This is a genomic window from Bacillus sp. FSL R10-2201 (assembly GCF_038008665.1).
GTDB lineage: Bacteria > Bacillota > Bacilli > Bacillales > Bacillaceae_G > Bacillus_A > Bacillus_A mycoides.
The window spans coordinates 378,353-395,571 of the sequence record NZ_JBBOZP010000001.1 but is presented as its reverse complement, the minus strand read 5'-3'; the positions used below and the strand labels follow the sequence as shown (position 1 = coordinate 395,571).

The 17,219-nt window shown below is 34.2% G+C and carries 17 protein-coding genes and 1 riboswitch; of the genes, 7 read left to right on the top strand and 10 right to left on the bottom strand.

Annotated elements, in window-relative coordinates:
* Positions 1-110: 110 nt before the first annotated feature.
* Together NSQ69_RS02085 and NSQ69_RS02080 are read left to right on the top strand one after the other, a co-directional pair.
* Entirely contained in the window at positions 111-1,637 is a 1,527-nt protein-coding gene (locus NSQ69_RS02085) for an FAD-dependent oxidoreductase (RefSeq protein WP_341098896.1), read from the top strand.
* A 142-nt stretch (positions 1,638-1,779) separates the two neighbouring features.
* On the top strand, positions 1,780-3,081 hold the full coding sequence (locus tag NSQ69_RS02080) for an MFS transporter (protein ID WP_002016702.1): 1,302 nt from the start codon (positions 1,780-1,782) through the stop codon (positions 3,079-3,081).
* 134 nt (positions 3,082-3,215) lie between these two features.
* Here the strand turns inward: NSQ69_RS02080 and NSQ69_RS02075 are convergent, their stop codons facing one another.
* Together NSQ69_RS02075 and NSQ69_RS02070 are read right to left on the bottom strand one after the other, a co-directional pair.
* The gene (locus NSQ69_RS02075; RefSeq protein WP_002124948.1) at positions 3,216-3,998 is read right to left on the bottom strand and encodes a nucleotidyltransferase domain-containing protein; all 783 of its coding nucleotides are present in this window, start codon (positions 3,996-3,998) and stop codon (positions 3,216-3,218) included.
* 113 nt (positions 3,999-4,111) lie between these two features.
* On the bottom strand, positions 4,112-5,221 hold the full coding sequence (locus NSQ69_RS02070; RefSeq protein ID WP_078422397.1) for a PRK06851 family protein: 1,110 nt from the start codon (positions 5,219-5,221) through the stop codon (positions 4,112-4,114).
* Positions 5,222-5,370: 149 nt separating this feature from the next.
* Positions 5,371-5,483: riboswitch (SAM riboswitch) on the top strand.
* An 85-nt stretch (positions 5,484-5,568) separates the two neighbouring features.
* Here NSQ69_RS02070 and NSQ69_RS02065 point away from each other — a divergent pair.
* Positions 5,569-6,201, top strand: coding sequence for a cyclase family protein (locus NSQ69_RS02065; protein ID WP_002091277.1), 633 nt, complete (start codon positions 5,569-5,571; stop codon positions 6,199-6,201).
* A 25-nt stretch (positions 6,202-6,226) separates the two neighbouring features.
* Here the strand turns inward: NSQ69_RS02065 and NSQ69_RS02060 are convergent, their stop codons facing one another.
* The 7 genes from NSQ69_RS02060 to NSQ69_RS02030 all read right to left on the bottom strand — a co-directional run bounded on the left by NSQ69_RS02060 (position 6,227) and on the right by NSQ69_RS02030 (position 12,030).
* Positions 6,227-6,610: a hypothetical protein gene (locus NSQ69_RS02060; RefSeq protein ID WP_033708170.1), complete on the bottom strand. Its 384-nt coding sequence runs from the start codon at positions 6,608-6,610 to the stop codon at positions 6,227-6,229.
* A gap of 229 nt (positions 6,611-6,839) precedes the next feature.
* The gene (locus NSQ69_RS02055; RefSeq protein WP_002186822.1) at positions 6,840-8,066 is read right to left on the bottom strand and encodes an ATP-binding protein; all 1,227 of its coding nucleotides are present in this window, start codon (positions 8,064-8,066) and stop codon (positions 6,840-6,842) included.
* A gap of 143 nt (positions 8,067-8,209) precedes the next feature.
* Entirely contained in the window at positions 8,210-9,475 is a 1,266-nt protein-coding gene (locus NSQ69_RS02050) for a hypothetical protein (RefSeq protein WP_002016709.1), read from the bottom strand.
* A gap of 232 nt (positions 9,476-9,707) precedes the next feature.
* Complete coding sequence (locus NSQ69_RS02045) at positions 9,708-10,376, bottom strand: hypothetical protein (RefSeq protein WP_002029528.1); 669 nt, start codon at positions 10,374-10,376, stop codon at positions 9,708-9,710.
* A 178-nt stretch (positions 10,377-10,554) separates the two neighbouring features.
* The gene (locus NSQ69_RS02040; protein ID WP_002029527.1) at positions 10,555-10,998 is read right to left on the bottom strand and encodes a hypothetical protein; all 444 of its coding nucleotides are present in this window, start codon (positions 10,996-10,998) and stop codon (positions 10,555-10,557) included.
* A 20-nt stretch (positions 10,999-11,018) separates the two neighbouring features.
* Complete coding sequence (locus NSQ69_RS02035; protein WP_002029525.1) at positions 11,019-11,543, bottom strand: hypothetical protein; 525 nt, start codon at positions 11,541-11,543, stop codon at positions 11,019-11,021.
* A gap of 247 nt (positions 11,544-11,790) precedes the next feature.
* A complete protein-coding gene (locus NSQ69_RS02030) occupies positions 11,791-12,030 on the bottom strand; it encodes a helix-turn-helix domain-containing protein (RefSeq protein WP_002029523.1) in 240 nt (79 codons plus the stop codon).
* Between the two features lie 182 nt (positions 12,031-12,212).
* On the opposite strand from NSQ69_RS02030, the gene NSQ69_RS02025 reads away from it, so the two are divergent.
* Entirely contained in the window at positions 12,213-12,581 is a 369-nt protein-coding gene (locus tag NSQ69_RS02025; RefSeq protein ID WP_002029521.1) for a hypothetical protein, read from the top strand.
* Between the two features lie 231 nt (positions 12,582-12,812).
* Here NSQ69_RS02025 and NSQ69_RS02020 read toward each other — a convergent pair whose 3' ends face one another.
* On the bottom strand, positions 12,813-13,862 hold the full coding sequence (locus NSQ69_RS02020; protein ID WP_002124939.1) for an NAD(P)/FAD-dependent oxidoreductase: 1,050 nt from the start codon (positions 13,860-13,862) through the stop codon (positions 12,813-12,815).
* Between the two features lie 330 nt (positions 13,863-14,192).
* Here NSQ69_RS02020 and NSQ69_RS02015 point away from each other — a divergent pair, with 330 nt between their 5' ends.
* From NSQ69_RS02015 to NSQ69_RS02005, 3 genes are read left to right on the top strand one after another with little or no spacing between them, the layout of a single operon-like run.
* On the top strand, positions 14,193-15,110 hold the full coding sequence (locus NSQ69_RS02015; RefSeq protein WP_000732562.1) for an iron-hydroxamate ABC transporter substrate-binding protein: 918 nt from the start codon (positions 14,193-14,195) through the stop codon (positions 15,108-15,110).
* A 48-nt stretch (positions 15,111-15,158) separates the two neighbouring features.
* Positions 15,159-16,199, top strand: coding sequence for a FecCD family ABC transporter permease (locus NSQ69_RS02010; protein ID WP_002029518.1), 1,041 nt, complete (start codon positions 15,159-15,161; stop codon positions 16,197-16,199).
* Positions 16,196-17,203, top strand: coding sequence for a FecCD family ABC transporter permease (locus NSQ69_RS02005; RefSeq protein ID WP_002191791.1), 1,008 nt, complete (start codon positions 16,196-16,198; stop codon positions 17,201-17,203). The genes NSQ69_RS02010 and NSQ69_RS02005 overlap by 4 nt, the downstream gene beginning before the upstream one ends.
* Positions 17,204-17,219 lie beyond the last annotated feature (16 nt).

Below are 17,219 nucleotides of genomic sequence, written 5' to 3'. Positions count from 1 at the left end.
ATTTTTTCTTTCATTTAGTAAGAATAGAACGCTACGAAAACAACATACATGAATTCCATATAATATGGAAATATTAAAAGGAAAATTGTTCTAATTTGGAGGTTTTCAAAATGACAGATGACACATTTCCACAGTTACCATCATCCTATTGGATTGAATCTACTCAATTTCCTACTTTTCCTCATTTATCCGAAAATATAAAGACAGAAGTTGCTGTTATCGGAGCTGGTATTACAGGCATTACCACCGCCTATTTACTCGCTAAAGAAGGAATGAAAGTCGTTTTAATTGATTCTGGTTCTGTTTTAAATGGAACAACTGGGCATACAACCGCAAAAGTAACAGCTCAACATGATCTTATTTATGATGAATTAATAAACAATTTTGGTGTTGAAAAAGCCAGGCTTTACTACGAATCAAATAGTAAAGCTCTACAATTCATAAACGAGACTGTACAAACATATAAAATCGACTGTAATTTCACAAATGAAGATTCGTATTTATATACAACTACCAATAATGGCCTGCGAAATTTAACGAAAGAATATGAAGCCTATCAAAAATTAAATATTCCTTGTGACTATGTTCAATCCCTGTCGATTCCTATTCCCGTACAATCTGCACTTGTGATGAAAAATCAAGCGCAATTCCATCCCCTCCTTTATTTAAAAACACTTTTAGAAAAGTTTGTGGAAATGGGCGGAAAAGTTTATGAGCAAACAACAGCCATTGATGTGGAAAAAGGAGATTATCCACAAGTTATTACAAAGGGTGACCATCGCATCACTTGTAAATATATTGTCTCTTGTTCACATTTTCCTTTTTATGATGCTAATAGCTTTTTCTTTACGCGAATGTACGCAGAACGCTCCTATGCCCTCGCAATAAAAGCAAAAACGGATTATCCAGGGGGCATGTATTTAAGTATCGATGATCCAAAACGCTCCATACGTTATACGACAAGCAATGGAGAAAAGTTGATATTGATTGGCGGAGAGAGCCATAAAACAGGCCAAGGAATTAATACGACGCTTCATTATGATGCACTATATTCCTTTGCTGAATCTACTTTTGGAGTAGATGAAATTCCTTATAGATGGTCAGCGCAAGATTTAATCACGCTAGATAAACTCCCTTATATCGGACATATTAACGAAAGGAATCCAAATATATTTGTGGCAACTGGATATCGTAAATGGGGAATGACGACTGGAACTGCAGCAGCTCATTTACTGAAGGACTCCATTCTAAAAGTCCACAGCCCATATAAAGAACTGTTTGCACCATCACGCTTTCATGCAAATCCGGATATAAAAACTTTCCTCTCTCAGAACATTGATGTTGCTAAACACTTAATTGAAGGAAAAATTGAAACCGCATTACGTAAGCCAGAAAATCTTGAAGTTGGCGAAGGTTCTGTTGTACATGTCAACGGTAAACGAGCAGGTGCTTATAAAGATAAAGAAGGAAAATTACATATCGTCGATACAACTTGCACACACCTCGGCTGTGAAGTTGAATGGAATAGCGGTGATTGTACTTGGGATTGCCCTTGTCACGGTTCCCGTTTTTCAATTGATGGGGATGTTATGGAAGGTCCAGCAGATCAACCATTAAAGCGAGTTGATAACGAATAAAAAAACAAAGAAGTTCAACGGGAATCCTGTTGAACTTTTTTATTTTTCATGACACCTTTTCATATAAATTTCGACATACGCAGGGAAATATTAACATTAAATAAAATAATATATTCATCTACAAATAAAAGGAGTGAATACTATGCAACCTTCTGCTCCACCTCATCTAGAATCTACAGAAACTATCTTTTCAAGTTCTATTACAAAACTTGTTGTTTTTATTTGTTGGCTAGCCATTCTAGCTGACGGATATGATTTAGGTATTTACGGCGCCGTTCTGCCAAAGCTCCTAGAAGACAAAAGCTGGGCACTATCACCAGCCCACGCTGGAACAATTGCCAGCTATGCTTTATTTGGGATGTTTATTGGTGCTATTCTAGTTGGAACCATTACAGATCTAATTGGACGAAAATGGACACTTATATGCTGTTTAGCCCTTTTTTCTATCACAATGGGCTTAGCTGCAATTGCTCCTTCTCCTGAATTATTTGGGTTATCTCGATTTATCGGAGGAATCGGATTAGGCGGTGTTATCCCAACGGCTTCAGCACTTACTGTTGAATATTCACCAAAAAAACGGCAATCTTTTATTTATGCTCTTATGTTTACCGGCTATCCTTTAGGTATCGTGTTAGGCGCTATTTTATCCATGTTTATGCTAGAAGATTTCGGATGGAGAATTATGTTTGGCATCGGAATGATTCCGCTACTCCTCATTCCTTTCATTATTCGTTATTTACCTGAGTCCATTCAATTTTTATTATCGCGAAATCGACAAGAAGAAGTGAATAAAATTCTTAATCGCTTTCAAATTGAATTCCATGTAAAAGATGAAATTCCTGAAACACCATCTAATATACAAAAGAAAAATGGATTTCTTACGTTATTCTCAAAAGATTACATAAAAGCAACACTACTTTTTTGGCTCACTTATATAATGGGAATGTTTTTAATATACGGTTTAAATACTTGGCTACCACAGATGATGCGCCAGGCAGGATACCCTCTTGGATCTAGTTTATCATTTCTACTTATACTAAATATTACTGCAGCTATCGGTGCATTATTTGCTGGGGCGATTGCCGATCGTATAGGAGCAAAAATTGTTATTAGTATCTCCTATCTTATGGCAGCCATATGTATTGGACTATTAACAATTAAACCATCTGTTACAATCATTTATCTTTTAATTGGTCTTGCTGGAATTGGATCAGTCGGTATTACTCAAATATTAAATGCTTATGTAACACAATACTTCCCATCACATATACGAGCTACCTCCTTAGGCTGGGGACTTGGACTTGGCCGAGTTGGTGCGATTGCTGGCCCTATTCTTGTCGGTATTATTATGACAATGCAATATGACTTGGCGTGGAATTTTTACTTATTCTCCTTTGCAGGTCTTATCGCAGCTATATCTGTTTTCTTTATTCCTACAAAATAAAGTGAAACTTTAATCAGCCCTTACCAATCGGGCGTTTACGGGCAGTTGACCTCCCACCTAACTTCTTCGCTCCAGCCGAATCTTGAGGTGGGAGTCTTACTGCCCGTTAATGCGGGATAAAAAAGAGCACAAACTCATTTGTGCTCTTTTTCATATACTTCAAACAATATATCTCGAAATAATGTATTCAAACTCTCAATATCAATCCCTAATCCCTTTTCAATCCCTTTCACGTATTGCTGATAATAATCAATTTGTTCTTCTAAAAATTGATTTAACGCCTGAACTTTCAATCCAACATCTAATTCCGTACCCGCTTTTTTCTTTACTAACAACTTCTCAATCTCATTCAATACACTACGTTCTATAGATAGTTCTATAAGTAATCGGTCAAATTCTACTGGAGGTAATGTCCCTTTCTCTTCTAGCCACTGACAAGCTAAAATAGGACGTAATACATAAAAGTACTTTTTCAACTTTACATTTTCACCTTGCAAAAATTCACGATAATTTTTTGAAGCCATATGTAAGTAATGATATATCGTTGCTTTTGGATCAAAATTCTTTTCACTCTTTTGCTGAAGCTGCTCTGGAAAGTTAGAGTTTTTCGAATAAAAAATTGGTGATCGAATCCACTCAAGTAAAGCTGGATTTGACTTCGCGAATAGTTGCAATGCCTTTTTAATATCCCAACCACTTATGTCTAAATCATCACTAATTGGATATTCGATTACATCACGCTTATCATGGATTGATAAATACCATTCTACAGGGTGTATATAAACAAACCTAACATCATAATCACTATCTTTCGATGGAAACCCCCACGCCCGACTCCCTGATTCCACAGCGAATAAAATTTTCACACCATTCTCTTTTTCAATTCGCTCTAGTTCTAATTCAATTTTCTCTCTCATTTCATACCATCTCCATTTTTTGATTATTTCCCTGGGAATTCGACAAATATACGACTAATTTTACTATATACCAAAACAGCTGTCAGACAATTTCTGACAGCTCAATAAAGCACTTATTTTTTCTTTTCAATTACAGTAGCAGTAATTCGTTCAAACTCTTTTTGAATTTCCTCTTTATATGCATCCACTTTTGAAAAATCCATAGCAGCAATATAAATTCGTTCTAATTTATCACGAACTGATTTTGCTTTTGCTAAGAAAGACATTGCCTCATTCATTTTTGTTTTATATTGAATGGAAACGTCACGAATTTCTGTAGCATACTTCTCATCCGTCCCTGGTTTAACAATAAGAGTATACATATCTATAATCTCATCACCTTCGCGACTTGGAAAATATTCATGTGGTGCGGTACTATCAAAAATTGCAAATCCTAATTCTCTTACGATAACCATATCAAGACTATTCGGGTCAAACCCGCAATGATATACTTCAACGTCAAAACCTTTTTCTTCTGCTGCCTTCGATAACTTTTTAAGCATTGTTGATTTTCCAGAACCCGGGCGTCCTTTTATAAAATAACGATGTGGTAATCCTTCTGTTAAATTAGGAACAAAATCAACTGCTCCTTTCGGTGTAGCAGCTCCTAAAAAACGATGTTTCACAATCGATTGTTCTCCCTTTTTATCTGCAAATAATTTCTGAATTAGCTGTTCTGTTAGTTCATTTGCTTTATTAAAATCAATGTTATTAATATATATTTTCTCCCACTCATCATGTATAACTAACGCCTCTTTAAAACATCCGTAAGCAGATTTGAAAGCCTTGCCCGCTTCTAATACAAACCGTTCAATTTCTAACTTCTGCTTTCTTAATTTATCTGAGTCCCAAGCAACTCCTAAATTTATATACTCTTCAATAACTCCTGGCATTTTCGGCTCAATAACATGCGGTGATGTTCCATCAACAATTCCTACTTTTAATTTCGGAATAATCACCCCATCAACTGACTTATTATCAGAAGAACAATGCAAAAGTTCAATATCATATCCTTTTTCAACCCATTCACGACCTATTGCCTTAATTAAAGAAGATTTTCCCGTTCCTGGGCCTCCCTTTAAAATAAACAACCTGTCTAGCCCCTTCAAATTCTCTTCGTATAAGCTGTGAAATCCTCTAGCTGTATTTCCACCGGCATAATAATTTAATACATTCCCTGTCACTGCACTCACTCCTTCGCAACAGTCTACTTACATAAGCTACAATATGCGAGCAACTTTATTTGGGTGAACACCTAATTTGTATTGCGCGAAAAAAGGAAATGAATTACAATTTAAATATCGCGAATATTCCGAATTTAAAATCGAATAAACCTTTATCAAGAGAGGCAGAGGGACCGGTCCTTTGAAGCCCAGCAACCTCAGTTTATGCAAACTGAATAGGTGCTAATTCCTGCAAAATGCATTGCATTTTGGAAGATAAAACTCAACTAGTATGTAAAGCTCATCTTTCTTGATTATGAAGGATGGGCTTTTTATTATTTGAAAAAAATATATTGGAGGTATGTAAAATGAAAGTAATTGATCTATCACAAACGTTTGAAAATAATATGTCTCAATTTCCTGGAACACCAAAAATCCAACTAGAAGCCATTACAAGCGTTGAAGAAACAGGTTATCAAGTTACGAATTTTCATTCTGTCGTTCATGTTGGTACGCATTGTGATGCGCCTGCTCATTTCATTTCAGGCGCAACCACTATTGATCAATTACCCCTAAATCAATTTGTAGGCGAAGCTGTTCTTATCGATGTGACTCATGTTCAAGAGCGAAAATTACCTAAGGAAGTATTACATACTGTCGACATAAAAGAAGGCGATATTGTCATTTTCCATTCCAATCTATCTAATAAATGGAATACCGAAGCTTATGAGAAAGAAGCGTTTTATCTTTCCGAAGAATTAGCTGAAGAACTAGTTCAATTAAAAGTAAAATCTGTCGGTTTAGATTTTATTTCTCCTGATGAGGTAACGACAGAAACATCACCGATTCATCACATACTGTTAGGAAATAATATTTACTTAATTGAAAACTTAACAAACTTAGATGCCATTAAAGCTAAACGATTCTTTTTCTCAGCAGCACCTTTAAAAATTAAAAATAGTGACGGTGCTTTCGCAAGGGCATTCGCTGTTATTTTTTAAACATGGTCTACAAAAAAAGCAAAGATCACTTTTGACCTTTGCTTTTATATTTTTTATTTAAGTTAAAAAAGAATTGCTCCACCCTTGGTCGTATCCAAGCTAAATAATCTTTATCTTTCTTCTTTGTACAAGCTATCTCTTCTCCATCTACCATTTCGACAAGTTCTAGCTCTAACAGTTGCCTCGTAAATGCTACCATATTTACTTCTTCTGCTGGATATTCTTCTTTTAATTTCTCCTCAATTTCTCCCAATAAAAAACCGTCACGCATCATTGCTAGTGCATCAATCCAAAGTGGCGGCATTTCATATGTCTCTCCTGTAATCGTATCTTTTACAATATAGTTCTTTTGCTCTTTTCGAAATTGAATCGTGTGTAAACATACAGTCGAATTTAATGTTAATTCCATCATACCACCCCTTTCATCATATCCGCATAGAAAAAAGGATGCGCGTGCACCCCTTCTTTTCTTTTCATAACACTACTGAACCGTTACATGAGCTAAAAGCTCTATGTCGATATTTTCCTCCATTATAAACGAAGTTTTTTATAAAAAAAACCCTTCTTGAAACATTTTATAAAATGTTTATATTTACACAACAAGAACACTTTTCTGAAAAGTAATTTCGTCTAATGCACTACACTGTTGGTAAATAAATTTCCACTTTCGTTCCTATCCCCATACTACTTTCAATCGCGATACTCCCTTGATGTTCTTCAATAATTTTATATGTAATCATTAATCCAAGACCTGTACCATTCTCTTTTGTTGTATAAAAAGCTTTTCCGATCTTTTCTATTTTCTCATTTTCTATCCCAAGACCTTGATCTTCAACAGAAATACACAAGTTCTCTCCAGCTTTTTCATATGCCAGAATCTGAATATTCCCGCCTCCTGGCATCGATTCAATTCCATTTTTGATGATGTTTAACAACACTTGTTTTAATTGCTTATCATCACCATTTATAACGGGTAAATTTCCATCTACTTGCAAATTAAATTTCACTTTATATTGAGTCGCATAGCTTTCCATTAACTGTACAACATATAAAAGGATTTCCCCTATATTACACCATTCATAATTTGTTGGTTTCGGTTTTCCTAATAACATCAATTCACTAACAAACCCATTAATTCTCTCAATTTCTTGCAGCATAATCTCATAGCTCATCGTATCTTCAGGATTTCTTTCTTTTTGAATTTGTGTAAATCCTTTTAAAGCTGTTAATGGATTTCGAATTTCATGAGCGATTGTTGTAGACATAGTCCCAATAACCGCTAAATTTTCTGTCTCTTCCATACTGTTCATCATCTCAACAACTGTCCTTACATAAGATTGAAATCTCTTTAATAAAGAATGCGAAATGATGAAAAAGAATATACATAATACAAGCGGAATCACAACTTTTACATCTTGTAATATCAAAGTAAAAAATACATATTTTCCAATTACACTACAGGACACGAAATAAAAATATTTTCTGTTCACGAAAATCGGTGCAAATAAAATTAAAAATATTTCAACCATATTTCCATTTTCAAAAACACGATCACTGTGTAAATAAATCATTAAGTTATTAATAAGATCAATAAGCATATACCCAATTAAAAATAAGTATTTCACAAAATATACATAACCTTGTTTTTGAAGATATATTGAAATAGGAAATAAAGATATTACTAATATATATACACCTATTCCCATACCACCTTCTGGCCACCCTACCCTTGCTTCATTAATATTCATAGCGGGATAAATAAAATAATAGATAACGTCATATAAAAATAATATAATATAGAATAATAATATAAATACTTTTAAAGCTTCTCTTTCTTCATAAATCAAGCTCTTGTATTTGTTCATATAAAAACTCCTCTTGATCAATACAAAAAAACATTTCAAGTGTTATCTCTTTAAATTATAATTATGAAATTGCTTTCAGGGCAACATGTAACCTTCTAATACTAAAAGGAAGGAGATACATCTCCTTCCTTTTCAGTTACAATTTATATCCATCTTACCCTATCATTTAGCAATCCATCTGTGAAATTATTATGTCCTACTACAAAATCCTTCATATATAAATTTAAATATTCCCCATACTTACTTTCAGTATTTAATAATAATTCTTCTACATAATAAGCGCCTTGTCCAAAAGTATCTAACAGTAAACTACATAAGCCAGCATAAATTCCACACCCTACTTGGAAGTACGTCGCATTTGTTTTATATTTTTGAAAAACTTGGCTACTATTCATTACATTATACATGTATGTCTCATTATGTTCATAAACGAGTAACACACCGACTAAATCTTCTCCTATAATATCATCTTCTGCTGGATTAAATACTTTACGATTCCAATTCCATAAATCTTCCACTTTGTCTAAGTTCTGTCTAATTAAGTTTGTTGTATACTCATTGATCCGATAAAGAAAACCCACTTCCATATTAAAAGATTTCCCTAAAATTAAAACTTCTTCATGTGGCATTAAGCAACCATAAAATTCTTTTTCACCTAACTTTACTTTATACTCTGAAGCATATACATCCTCATAAAAGTAAAGTGGACGATGATGACTCATATACATAGGATAACTCCATATCGCTTCATCAAGAAAACGCTCAACTGCCCATGATGCATAAAGTGTATGAGGTTTTATAAGCTCTTTATCATTCAAAAATGAATTATCATGTTCTACAATATAGCATGCTCGCGGCTTTTCATTTGGACGTTCTTTCATAAGCTCAACAACCATCCATTGAACAACACCAGGATTCATACCTGAGCCTATAATCGCTCTTGTATTTGTAAATGTTTCTTTCTCCTTCTCAAACCTCGTATACCTTTCCGTAAGCTGAAAACCAAGTAAACTATCGTCTTGATCTACTGCCTCATTTTCCAAAGCCGAATTAATATAACAAATGCCAAGGTCATTACAACAACTCAGTACCCTAATTGTATCTGCACCTGAAACATCAATAACAACCTTCGTTCTTTTTTCCTTTAAATGATGTTTAAATTTGACTACATCTTGAAGGTTTATTTCATATAAAAAAAATTGCTCTTTCAAATTTGGAAACAACTCATCATAATAACTTTTATCTTTTTGTTTTATATCCACCAAATGGAAGTTCACATTCTTTATCACTTCATAAATTGGATCTTTTTCATTTACTACCGCTTGATTCAAAATTGCTAACACTGCTTTTGCTGCTCCACCCGCACTGCCAAGTAATGTAATCGAAAACGAATCTGGAAACTGCTCCACAAACAAAACCCCTTTAATAAAGTAGTTGAGCAGCACTTCCTCAAAAGTGAGTTGAATACACAAAAAGGTAGCTCGTACACCTTTAGTACAAGATTGCCCCTTCAAAGATCACACTAACATACCTATATGATATTCAATTCATTTTCCCCCTCATATCCAAATCGAATTAAACAAATAGGCTCGACCTTTTCTTCCCTATATATAAAAGAAAAAGCCAGCCCTCTCAACTAGTCTACGGACAATGGACAGATTTTACATGTTGAATATTTACATACATTTTTGCATCACGTGCTTTTAATATTTCAATATGCCCTTCATCAATTTTCGCCATCTTTCCGATTTTGTTAGATTCTTCACCTAAATCAAACACCATAATTTTCCCAGACATTTTAATAAGCTGTTCTTCGAACGTTCTCGCTAAAGTAATATTTAATGGATTTACGGGGAGTTCATTTTTATTGAGGGAATAAGGGACTTGGTTCTCTTTATAAGGAATTAGCCATTTCAAATGCTTTAAAGATATATATACCGTTTTATAAACTGGACTATAAAAAACAATATAATCGTTCATTACACTTGTAACATAACCGTGTATCGGAACATTTCCTGCCACATAAATTTCTGTAAAAATCCCTTTAGATGTGATTAATACTTTTCTCAAAGAAATTGAAGGTGATTCCCTCTTAATTACAGAGTCCACACCAGGCTTTAATATTTCTTCATCATGCTCTCTTAAAAATTTATAATATTGGATATGGTATAAAGATATATATACATAGTCTTGTCCATTGTAAAGAACAACAATATCATTCCCTACATCAATTAATATACCTCTAAACTTTCTTTCACCGATTAATTTAACGTATATATTTTCCCCAATGTTCTTGTTTAACTCATTCATCTATATCCTCCTTTCTATGAAATTGCGCTTTTCTGTCTTCCATTTCAAAAAAATAATCAGGGGCAATGTTCCGTCTTTTAATAGTAAGAATTCTTTTTCATATACCGCGAAATTATTGCAGCAAAATATGAAATCGTTCTTCACTTTCAATCATAATGCCCCTTTTATTTATTAAACATTATTCTTCTTCATTCTTTTTGTTTTTAACTATTTGACTCACACTCTTAATATGAGAATTAATTATATAAATGACCTCATCACCGTTTACTAGTGTAATACTTCCATCATGTATATCACTTAATAAACCTTCCACACACTCTGGTCCACCACGATTAATCTTTATCCATTTATACTTCAAGTCATTTAATACATCTAAAAAAGTATCTTCATCAGCATAGAAATATGAACCATATTCTCCCGGTGCTTCTTTCACTTTCCTAACTAGACTCTTCACATGTTTCAACTGGTAATATACTAATTCTCCAAGAGGCAATTGTAGTGTAAGGTAATCTTTTCCTAATGATACGAGTACACCTACTCTACTTTCTGGTCCGCGAAGATTTACTTTTACATTTTCACCGACTAAACCTTTAATTTGATCACAGCATAATACACTCTCCAATTTTGTACCCTCCTTTCTTATTATCTTCCTCTACTTGATTGTCTTTGTGCACGAGCGCGACTTGAATTATTACTGTTTTCATTACTTTTCTCATCGCTACTCTCATCACTATTCTCTCCACTTACTGGTGCATTATAATTAACACTCTTAATATGAGATAGTGCAATTAATACCACTTCTTCTTTTATAATTAACGTTACATAATCGCAAGAAACGTCTTGTAAAATACCTTCAACTTTCTCTGGACCACCACGATTAATTTTCACCCAGCGGTATTTGAAGCCTTGAAGTAGCGTTTCAAAGTCTTCTGCACTGTCTTCTTCCGACCATACAGAATCACCTATCCCACCATCTTTCGTATTTTTTGTAATGCTTTTCAGATGGCGAAGCTGGTAGTAATGGTACTCTCCTTTTTCATTCTGTAATACGACGTAGTCCGTACATACTGACACTATTATTCCTTTTTGAGATTCCGGTCCACCTCTGTTTACTCTTACATAAGATCCAATTAATTCTTTCAAAAAATCCCAATGAAATAAACTCACGAGAAAACCCCTTCCATTAATTTATAAGCTTTTGCACTGATAGTATATGTATCTGTACAGGTTACGTTCTCTATGTTTGTCCCCTGTATAAAAAAATATGCTTTTAACTAATAGTACTAATCCCTATAAAATCTTCTTTTCCTTAAAGTAACTCTGGGATTTCGGATGACTTTTTCATCCCTTAATATAAAAAGCCCCCGTATTAAGATACATTTCTGCATATCTTAATACGGGGGCTTTTATAAATTTAATCTTCGTCTTTAACATCCATATCTTCTGGAATTGGTTCGTTTAATATTTCTTCCACTAACTGCTTATATTTCTCCATTTGTTCTAAATGTGTATTAAACTGTTCCTTGTTTATTAAATATTGCTCTCCATCAAACAGTGCACGAATTTTCTTTTGCTGAATTAAGTCTTCAACATACGATTTTGGTAATTTCAAATACTCCGCAGCCTCTTCTATCGTTATATACAATGTGTTCATTCCTTTATTATTTTTTCATATATATACTGTATCTTACTTTATTTTTGTAAACAAATAAAAAAGATTTTGTAAATACAAATTAAAAAGCAGGTAGATGCATTCCATATATTGTATAATAGTATAGTAAGTATTTTTTTAAATATAGAATGGTATTACCCATTTACACAAAGGAGAGTTAACATATGGCTACTCGTCACATCATTACAATGTTAGAAAAAACATTACAAGTTGAAACAGAAAACACAATTTCTCATCTATCTAATTCTTTATCCGATCGTATTCTTTCACAAAGTGCAGCAGTACATGAAAACAATTGCTATCATACAATTGGCGAATGGTACAAAAATCATTTCTTATTCCAACAAGATGATTTCCTTTGGGCTAAATACGTTTTCTATGACGCATATTGTGAGTCTATAAAAAAACAGGGTCATCTTACAAAACGCGTTCGTCAAATATTAGAATCATTAGCTCGAAAACATGGAAAACAATACATTGCGTCTATACTAAATATTCCATTTCCTAATGAACAGGAAAAAGGGACAGCATAATTTAATAATGGTCCGCACAAACCAACTATAGATTCATTGTTCTCTGGAAATATTCACAAATAAAATGTTCAAGTCTTTGTGTTCCCTTTTTATAGAAATACATTCATATGACATGAACTAATGAAAACGGTGTCATGAAAATGATTGAAAATATAGTAAACAGGAAAAACCCCATTTGTATCTCTCGTCCATAGAAATAGAGATGTAAATGGGGGTATACTTGTTCCTTTATTATTTCATCATCTGCTTAATCAATTCTCGATTTCTCTTCTTAAATACTTCATTATGGGAAGAAACCATTCCGTACTCACTTGCATCAGGTTGAATAAATTGTTTCGCTTTATTCACAGCGTTTCCAGCATCTTGGAATGCCCCTGCAATTAAATGTAATTTCCCGTCATGCTTTAAAATATCTCCAGCAGCATATAATCCATCTACAGACGACTCACTATTTGCATTACCTGCAATATAAAAATTATCTATAATTGCAACATCTAGCTCACTATTTTCTAATAATGTTATATCACGTTCATATCCATGATTAATAATAACTTCATCGATAGATAAATGAGAAATCTCTCCTGTTTCATGATTTGTTAATTCTACATATTCAATCGCTTCATGGTTATCACCAGCAATTAATTTTGTAATCGATGTATTAAAGAAACATTCTGCCGAACTGTTCATAAGTTGTTTTACTTGTGCTTCATGACCAGATAATTCTTCTTTTCTATATGTTAAATAAACTTTTTTCGCAATCGGTTCTAATTCATTTGCCCAATCAATTGCAGAGTTCCCTCCGCCTGAAATAATTACCGTTTTATCTTTGAAACGTTTTAACGATTTAACTGTATAATTTAAATTTGAGACTTCGAATCTCTCAGCACCTTCAATTGATAACTTTTGTGGATTCAATATACCACTCCCAGTTGCGACGATCACTGTTTTTGAAAAATGTTCTTCCCCAGAGCTTGTTTTCAACGTAAAAATACCCTCTTCATTACGAATAATTGATTCTATTTTTGTATTCAATACAACTTCAGGCTGAAATGTTAATCCTTGTTGTACAAGTTGCTCAATTAATTTCTCACCAGTGACCGGTAATAATCCGCCAATATCCCAAATCATTTTCTCCGGATAAACATGTATTTTTCCACCTAACTGTGGTTGAAATTCTATTATTTTCGTTTTCATCTCTCTTAGTCCACTATAAAAAGCTGAATAAAGCCCTGCAGGTCCTCCGCCTATCACAGTTACATCAAACAATTCTTCTTGATTCATTCGTGTCACTCCTCAGCTACTAATAATTGATTATCATTCTCAATAAAATATAACTTGTTTTTATAAATTTTACAATCAAAATCACTATTGACAATACACCTATATAAAATTATAGTATTTAAAGAATCAATAGTGATAATCATTATCAATTTGTTAATTATTAGCAACTGTGAGATTACATCTTCTTCTATTACTATGGTGAATACTACATGGTAAAATCTCAAGTTCAAGATTGTTAATAAGACTTTTGTATTACCACTAACTTTTCAAAAGATCAAAGCTAAACAATTTATTGTATATCACATATCATCTATCAAAAGGAGAAAGACGATGAAAAAATTATTTATTTCACTAACAGTTCTGTTCGTCCTTGTTATGAGTGCTTGTAGCAACGGTTCAACAGACAAGAAGAACGACGCAAAAGGTAAGAAATCAGAAACAATTACATACCAATCTGAAAATGGTAAAGTAGAAGTTCCAGCAAATCCACAACGTGTTGTTGTCCTATCATCATTCGCTGGTAACGTAATGTCATTAGGTGTAAATCTTGTTGGGGTAGATTCATGGTCTAAACAAAACCCACGTTTCGATAGCAAACTGAAAAATGTCGCTGAAGTATCAGATGAAAATGTTGAAAAGATTGCAGAATTAAATCCAGATTTAATCATTGGTTTATCAAATATTAAAAATGTTGATAAGTTAAAGAAAATCGCTCCTACTGTAACATACACTTACGGAAAAGTTGATTACTTAACACAACACTTAGAAATCGGTAAATTATTAAATAAAGAAAAAGAAGCAAAAACTTGGGTTGATGATTTCAAGAAACGCGCACAAACAGCTGGAAAAGACATTAAAGCGAAGATTGGTGAAGATGCAACAGTTTCTGTTGTTGAAAACTTCAACAAACAGCTTTACGTATACGGCGAAAACTGGGGCCGTGGAACAGAAATTCTTTACCAAGAAATGAAATTAAAAATGCCTGAAAAAGTAAAAGAAAAAGCTTTAAAAGAAGGATACTACGCATTATCTACTGAGGTATTACCTGAGTTTGCTGGTGATTACTTAATCGTAAGTAAAAACAAAGATACTGATAACTCATTCCAAGAGACAGAATCATATAAAAACATTCCAGCAGTAAAAAATAATCGTGTATATGAAGCAAACATGATGGAATTCTATTTCAATGATCCACTTACATTAGATTTCCAACTAGACTTCTTCAAGAAGAGCTTTCTTGGTCAATAATACAAACATGAGGAATTCTTAATTTAAGAATTCCTCTTCCTTTATTCTATGAAAAGAAAAGATGTGAAACGAATGAAAAAAGAGCAAGACAACCTACGTTCCAACGCTTTTACATACAAATTAATTTTGAGTATCATTGCATTCTTTCTTATTTTTATGTTTGCAATGGTGTTAGGCGCTGCAGATACTTCTATAAAAGACGTATGGTTAGCACTTACTTCCTCTGCTAAAGGAGATAAGCTATCCATCCTTCGTGAAATACGTTTACCACGTGAAGTTGCTGCTATTTTTGTAGGAGCTGGACTCGCTGTTTCTGGTGCAATTATGCAAGGATTAACGCGAAACCCACTTGCCGATCCTGGATTACTTGGCCTAACTGGTGGCGCAAATGCTGCACTTGCACTAACACTTGCCTTCAATCCTTCTATAAGCTATCTTTACTTAACACTAGCTTGCTTTATCGGTGCTGCAATTGGCGCTATTATGGTATTTGGAATTGGCATGGTGAAAAAGGGCGGACTTTCCCCTCTTCGAATTGTATTAGCTGGTGCTGCTGTTTCAGCATTTCTACTTGCAATCTCAGAAGGTGTTGGCATTTACTTTAAAATTTCACAAGATGTATCAATGTGGACGGCTGGGGGCGTAATTGGAACGAGTTGGAGCCAATTAAAAATTATTATTCCGGTTATTTCAATAAGTATATTTATCGCTATCTTACTTGCAAAGAAATTAACAGTTCTTAGTTTCAGTGAAGAAGTTGCTGTTGGACTCGGTCAAAAGATTATCGTCATTAAAACAATTTTATTTATCATTATTATCTTGCTTGCAGGTGCTTCTGTAGCGCTTGTCGGAAACATGGCATTTATCGGCTTAATGATACCTCATATGGTTCGTCCAATCGTTGGACCAGATTACCGTTTTGTTATACCGATGTCAGCGATCGCTGGTGCTTCCTTTATGCTGCTCGCAGATACAATCGGACGCACAATTAACGCTCCGTATGAAACACCAGTTGCTGCAATCGTCGCAATTGTAGGATTACCATTCTTCCTATTTATTGTACGTAAAGGAGGAAGATCTTTCTCATGATGCAATCTATTCTAAAGAAACAACGCCTTATCATACTTGCATTACTCATACTTACCATCACAACAATTGTAATTGGAATGGGGCTCGGTTCTGCCGCTCTCTCCTATGACAGATTAATCCCAACACTTATGGGACAAGGTTCATTTAAAGAAGAATTCGTTTTATATTCTTTAAGGCTACCTAGAATCGTCATTACATTATTAGCTGGTATGGCACTCGCTTTATCAGGTGCTGTATTACAAGGTATTACCCGAAACGATTTAGCTGAACCTGGTATTCTCGGCATTAACGCTGGTGCTGGTGTTGCAGTTGCTTTTTTCTTTCTATACTTCCCGATAGACGTAGGTTCATTCCTTTACCTACTACCAGTCGTTGGATTTATCGGTGCGTTTCTAACAGCTGTTCTAATTTACGTATTTTCATATAGCAAATCCACAGGCCTTCAGCCAATAAGATTAACATTAACCGGCATCGGTTTTTCCTTTGCACTATCTGGCGCGATGATTGTACTTATTTCATCTGCAGATCGTATGAAAGTAGACTTTATCGCTAAATGGATTGCCGGAAACATTTGGGGAGATGACTGGACATTTGTTTTAGCAATGCTTCCTTGGCTAATCGTATTAATCCCATTTGTTTTCTATAAGGCAAATAGATTAAATATACTAGCATTAAACGAGCCAGTAGCAATCGGTGTTGGAATTGAAATTGAAAAAGAACGAAGATACTTATTAATCGCAGCCGTTGCACTTGCTGCCGCTGCTGTTTCCGTAACAGGAGGCATTAGCTTTATCGGACTTATGGCTCCTCACATCGCCAAATCTTTAGTAGGTCCAAGGCATCAAATATTCATCCCTATCGCCGTTTTAATCGGCGGATGGTTATTACTACTAGCGGATACAATTGGACGAAATATCGTCGAACCTAGCGGTATTCCAGCTGGTATTGTCGTTGCTTTAATTGGTGCACCTTACTTTATGTATTTGTTGCTTAAGAAAGTGTAAGAAACACCCTCAAGAT

Excerpts from the sequence above, each read along its gene's own strand:
- NSQ69_RS02085 (WP_341098896.1), top strand. The coding sequence starts at position 111 with ATGACAGATGACACATTTCCACAGTTACCATCATCCTATTGGATTGAA.
- NSQ69_RS02080 (WP_002016702.1), top strand. The coding sequence starts at position 1,780 with ATGCAACCTTCTGCTCCACCTCATCTAGAATCTACAGAAACTATCTTT.
- NSQ69_RS02075 (WP_002124948.1), bottom strand. The coding sequence starts at position 3,998 with ATGAGAGAGAAAATTGAATTAGAACTAGAGCGAATTGAAAAAGAGAAT.
- NSQ69_RS02065 (WP_002091277.1), top strand. The coding sequence starts at position 5,569 with ATGAAAGTAATTGATCTATCACAAACGTTTGAAAATAATATGTCTCAA.
- NSQ69_RS02060 (WP_033708170.1), bottom strand. The coding sequence starts at position 6,610 with ATGGAATTAACATTAAATTCGACTGTATGTTTACACACGATTCAATTT.
- NSQ69_RS02055 (WP_002186822.1), bottom strand. The coding sequence starts at position 8,066 with ATGAACAAATACAAGAGCTTGATTTATGAAGAAAGAGAAGCTTTAAAA.
- NSQ69_RS02045 (WP_002029528.1), bottom strand. The coding sequence starts at position 10,376 with ATGAATGAGTTAAACAAGAACATTGGGGAAAATATATACGTTAAATTA.
- NSQ69_RS02030 (WP_002029523.1), bottom strand. The coding sequence starts at position 12,030 with ATGAACACATTGTATATAACGATAGAAGAGGCTGCGGAGTATTTGAAA.
- NSQ69_RS02025 (WP_002029521.1), top strand. The coding sequence starts at position 12,213 with ATGGCTACTCGTCACATCATTACAATGTTAGAAAAAACATTACAAGTT.
- NSQ69_RS02020 (WP_002124939.1), bottom strand. The coding sequence starts at position 13,862 with ATGAATCAAGAAGAATTGTTTGATGTAACTGTGATAGGCGGAGGACCT.
- NSQ69_RS02015 (WP_000732562.1), top strand. The coding sequence starts at position 14,193 with ATGAAAAAATTATTTATTTCACTAACAGTTCTGTTCGTCCTTGTTATG.
- NSQ69_RS02010 (WP_002029518.1), top strand. The coding sequence starts at position 15,159 with ATGAAAAGAAAAGATGTGAAACGAATGAAAAAAGAGCAAGACAACCTA.
- NSQ69_RS02005 (WP_002191791.1), top strand. The coding sequence starts at position 16,196 with ATGATGCAATCTATTCTAAAGAAACAACGCCTTATCATACTTGCATTA.